Raw genomic sequence first — 4,770 nt, 5'->3', positions numbered from 1 at the left:
CTGGCAAACCCCAGCTGGCTGTCGAGCGGCGCTTCTTCGAACACTGCGCTGACTTCCCGCGCCAACCACTGCGGGTCGAGGTAAAGCATGTGGTAGGTAAAACCGTCCGCCGTGGGCGCGTCGCCGTCGTGCAGCTCGCCGGGCTCCACCAGGAACACCTGGCCGGGCACGCTGTTATGGCGGGTGCGACGGCAGTTGAACTGCTGCACGCCTTGCTCCGTGACGCCCACCAGGTAGCTGTCGTGCCAGTGCGGGTCGTAGGCGTGGCCCTCGAAATGCGCGCGCAGGGTCTCGATGCCGGTGTCGGCGTCCTGAGCCAGGTCGATCCAGTTGTGGGCGGCCATAAAATACCTATGGGGTGGAACACTGCAAGAGCGAACAAGCTCGCTCCTGCAGGGGCTTAGCGTCTAGAAGGTTTGTGCAGCTTCATCCAAACAATCCGGCGGCGATGTTGATCGAGAACCCCAGGATCGCCGTGTTGAACAGAAACCCGATCAACGATTGCCCCAGCACCACCTTGCGCATGGTACGCGTGGCAACCCCGACATCCGCCGTTTGCACCGCCACGCCGATGGTGAACGAGAAGTACAGGAAGTCCCAGTAATTGGGCGTGCGTAAATCCTCGGCAAAGCGCAGTGCCGGCTCGGGGCCGTCCCAGGTGTAATACAGGCGCGCATAGTGCACGCTGAAAATCACCCCGATCAGCAGCCATGAGCCAACCACCGTCAGGCCGGTGAAGCCGTAATGCAACAGGCGCTGGCTATCGCTCAGGTCCTTGGTGCCCACCAGGTTCAGGGTGATGGTCGCCAGGCTGGCAATCGCCGCGATGCACACCATGAACAACACCAGGCCGGCGTTCTCGTCCTCGATCTCGGCGATGCGTTTCACGTCGTCGGCGCGGGAATGGCTGGTGAGCCACAGCATCAGCACCAGGTAGGTCCAGACCCCGGCGTTCCAGCCGATGAGGATTTTGCTGATGATCGTGTCGGCGGGAGCCAGGAGCCCCACCGCCAGGCCCAGGACGGCGGCGGAGGACAGGCGAGGGTGGGTGCGTGCGAGGAAGGGCATGGCGCTCACAAATCAGGGATGTGTAAGCACCATAGCGCATTTATTACGTGTGGCGCTTGCGCACCAGCTTCATGACCACGACGAAGAACACCGGCACAAACACCACCGCCAGCGTCGCGGTAATCATGCCGCCGATCACCCCGGTACCGATGGCCTGCTGGCTGGCCGAGCTGGCGCCCGTGGCAATCGCCAACGGCACCACGCCGAGGATGAACGCCAGGGACGTCATGATGATCGGCCGCAGGCGCAGGCGTGCGGCTTTCAACGTGGCGTCGATCAGGTCTTCACCCTGGTCATACAGGTCCTTGGCAAACTCGATGATCAGGATCGCGTTCTTCGCCGACAGCCCAATGATGGTAATCAGGCCGACCTTGAAGAACACATCGTTGGGCATCCCGCGCAAGCTTACGGCCAATACCGCGCCGAGCACGCCGAGGGGCACCACCAGCAGCACCGAGGTCGGAATCGACCAGCTCTCATACAGCGCCGCCAGGCACAGGAACACGATCAGCAGCGACAAACCGAGCAGCAGCGGTGCCTGGGAGCCGGACAAGCGTTCCTGCAACGACAGGCCGGTCCATTCCTGGCCCAGGCCGGCGGGCAGTTGGCTGACCAGGCGCTGGATTTCCTCCATCGCCTCGCCGGTACTGTGGCCCGGTGCCGATTCACCGGAAATCGCGATGGCCGGGTAGCCGTTGTAGCGGGTCAACTGGGCGGGGCCCTGAATCCAGCGCGCCTCGACGAAGGCCGACAGCGGCACCATCTTCCCGGCATTGTTGCGCACATGGATCTTCATCAGGTCGGCCACCTGGCTGCGCTGATCACCTTCGGCCTGCACCACCACCCGCTGCATGCGGCCCTGGTTGGGGAAGTCGTTGATATAGGCCGAACCGATGGCCGAGGACAGCACATTGCCGATATCGGCAAAGGAAATGCCCAGGGCATTGGCTTGCTTGCGGTCAACTTCCAGCTGTACCTGAGGTGCCTCGGCCAGGGCGCTTTCACGCACGTTGGCCAGGATCGGGCTTTTCTCGGCAGCGGCCAGCAGTTCGGTGCGGGCCTCCATCAACGCGGCATGGCCGACGCCACCACGGTCCTGCAGGCGGAACTCGAAACCACTGGAGGTGCCAAGGCCATCCACCGGCGGTGGCAGGATTGCATAGGCAATCGCGTCCTTCAGCTCACTGAAAGCCGCGTTGGCCCGGTCCGCAATGGCTGCGGCGGAATCCTTGCTGCTGCGCTCCGACCAGTCCTTGAGCGTGGTAAACGCCAGCGCGGCGTTCTGCCCCGAACCGGAGAAGCTGAAACCCATGATCATCGTGGTATCGCCCACGCCCGGCTCGCCGGCGTTGTGTGCCTCGATCTGCTCGGCCACCTGCACCGTGCGGTTTTTGCTGGCACCCGGCGGCAGCTGGATATCGGTGATGGTGTAGCCCTGGTCTTCCACCGGCAGGAAGGACGAGGGCAGGCGGGCGAACAGCACCCCAAGCCCCACCACCAGCACCAGATAGATCAACAGGTAACGCCCGCTGCGCTTGAGGGCGTAGGCCACCCAGCCTTCATAGCGGTCGGTGAACTGCTCGAAGCGCCGGTTGAACCAGCCGAAGAACCCGCCTTTCTCATGGTGCTCGCCCTTGGCAATCGGCTTGAGCAAGGTCGCGCACAGGGCTGGGGTCAAGGTCAGGGCGAGGAATGCCGAAAACAGGATCGAGGTGGCCATCGACAACGAGAACTGCTGATAGATCACGCCCACCGAACCCGGCATGAACGCCATCGGCAGGAACACCGCCACCAGCACCAGGGTGATACCGACAATCGCCCCGGTAATCTGGCCCATGGCCTTGCGGGTGGCCTCCTTGGGCGACAGGCCCTCGGTGACCATGATCCGCTCGACGTTCTCTACCACCACAATCGCATCGTCCACCAAAATGCCGATGGCCAATACCATGCCGAACATGGTCAGCACGTTGATCGAGAAACCCAGCAACAGCATCGTCGCAAAGGTGCCCATCAGCGCGATGGGCACTACCAGCGTCGGGATCAATGTGTAGCGGATGTTTTGCAGGAACAGGAACATCACCGCAAACACCAGCAACATCGCTTCGCCCAGGGTGTACACCACCTTGGTGATCGAGACCTTCACGAACGGCGAGGTGTCGTACGGAATTTTGTATTCGACGTTGGCCGGGAAGTAGCGCGCCAGTTCGTCCATCTTCGCCCGCACCAAGGTCGCGGTGCTCAAGGCGTTGGCGCCCGGTGACAGCTGCACGCTGACGGCGGTGGACGGCTTGCCGTTCAGGCGGGTGGAGAACTGGTATTCCTGGCTGCCGATTTCCACCCGCGCCACGTCACCGACGCGCACGGTGGAACCGTCCGGGTTGGCCTTGAGCACGATGTCGGCAAATTCGGCCGGGGTCGAGAGTTGGCCTTTCACCAGGATCGACGCGGTGATCTCCTGGGTCTTGGTGCCTGGCAAATCGCCGATGCTGCCGGCCGACACTTGGGCGTTCTGCGCCGCAATCGCCGCGTTGACGTCGGCCGGGGTCAGGTTGAAGCCGATCAGCTTCTGCGGGTCGATCCAGATGCGCATTGCGCGTTCGGCGCCGTACAGCTGGGCCTTGCCCACACCGTCCAGGCGCTTGAGTTCGTTCATCACGTTGCGCGCCAGGTAATCGCTGAGCGCCACGTCATCGAGCTTGCCGTCACTGGAGGTCAGGGTCACCAGCAGCAGGAAGCCGGCGGAGACTTTCTCCACCTGCAAGCCTTGCTGCGTCACGGCTTGGGGCAGGCGCGGCTCCACCGCCTTGAGACGGTTTTGCACGTCAACCTGGGCCATCTCCGGGTCGGTGCCCGGCTGAAAGGTGGCGGTGATGGTGGCCGAACCGAGGCTGCTCTGGGATTCGAAATACAGCAGGTGATCGGCGCCGTTAAGCTCTTGCTCGATCAGGCTGACCACGCTTTCGTCCAGGGTTTGCGCGGAGGCACCCGGGTACACCGCATAGATCTCGACTTTCGGCGGCGCGACGTTGGGGTACTGCGCCACCGGCAACTGCGGGATGGCGAGGGCGCCGGCCAGCAGGATAAACAGGGCGACCACCCAGGCGAAGATCGGGCGGTCAATAAAGAACTGCGGCATGTTTAACGATCCTTATTGGCCGGATGCCTGGGCGATGGGCGCGGGGCTGTCGTCGACCTGGACTTTCTCGCCAGGGCGGGCGTGTTGCAGGCCTTCGACGACGATACGGTCACCGGCCTTCAGGCCGCGGGTCACCACCCAGCGGTCATTGACCACCGAACCCAGTTCTACCGGCTGCTGGCTCACGGTTTGCTCGGCGTCCAGCAGTAACACCATCGGGATCCCGGCGCTGTCGCGGGTGATCGCCCGTTGCGGCACGCTGATGCCTTGCTGGTCGACGGCTTGCTCCAGGCGCACGCGGATAAAGCTGCCGGGCAGCAGGTCGAGATCCGGGTTGGGGAACTCGCTGCGCAAGATGATCTGCCCGGTGCCCGGGTCGACGCTGATCTCGGCGAACAGCAACTTGCCCGGCAGCGGGTACGGGCTGCCGTCATCCTGGATCAGCGTGGCCTTGGCCTGGTCCTGGCCGACTTGCTTCAAGTGCCCGGCGCGAAAGGCCCGGCGCAGGTCGTTCAGCTCGCGGGTGGATTGGGTCAGGTCGGCGTGGATCGGGTCCAGTTGCTGGA

At 63.5% G+C, this 4,770-nt stretch carries 4 protein-coding genes; all 4 read right to left on the bottom strand.

Annotated features, from left to right (window positions below; all coding sequences use genetic code 11):
- Nucleotides 1-344: AraC family ligand binding domain-containing protein (locus tag HX846_RS33415; RefSeq protein ID WP_178967070.1), on the bottom strand; the 344-nt coding region annotated here is incomplete at its 3' end.
- Between the two features lie 82 nt (nt 345-426).
- Nucleotides 427-1,068: a DUF1345 domain-containing protein gene (locus tag HX846_RS33410; RefSeq protein WP_003214055.1), complete on the bottom strand. Its 642-nt coding sequence runs from the start codon at nt 1,066-1,068 to the stop codon at nt 427-429.
- A gap of 43 nt (nt 1,069-1,111) precedes the next feature.
- Complete coding sequence (locus HX846_RS33405) at nt 1,112-4,204, bottom strand: efflux RND transporter permease subunit (RefSeq protein ID WP_003214052.1); 3,093 nt, start codon at nt 4,202-4,204, stop codon at nt 1,112-1,114.
- Nucleotides 4,205-4,216: 12 nt separating this feature from the next.
- On the bottom strand, nt 4,217-4,770 hold a 554-nt coding region (locus HX846_RS33400; RefSeq protein WP_178967069.1), incomplete at its 5' end, for an efflux RND transporter periplasmic adaptor subunit.

Source organism: Pseudomonas sp. K5002 (assembly GCF_013386655.1).
GTDB lineage: Bacteria > Pseudomonadota > Gammaproteobacteria > Pseudomonadales > Pseudomonadaceae > Aquipseudomonas.
Note: the sequence above shows the minus strand (reverse complement) of the source record. Positions and strands in the feature narration are given on the sequence as shown.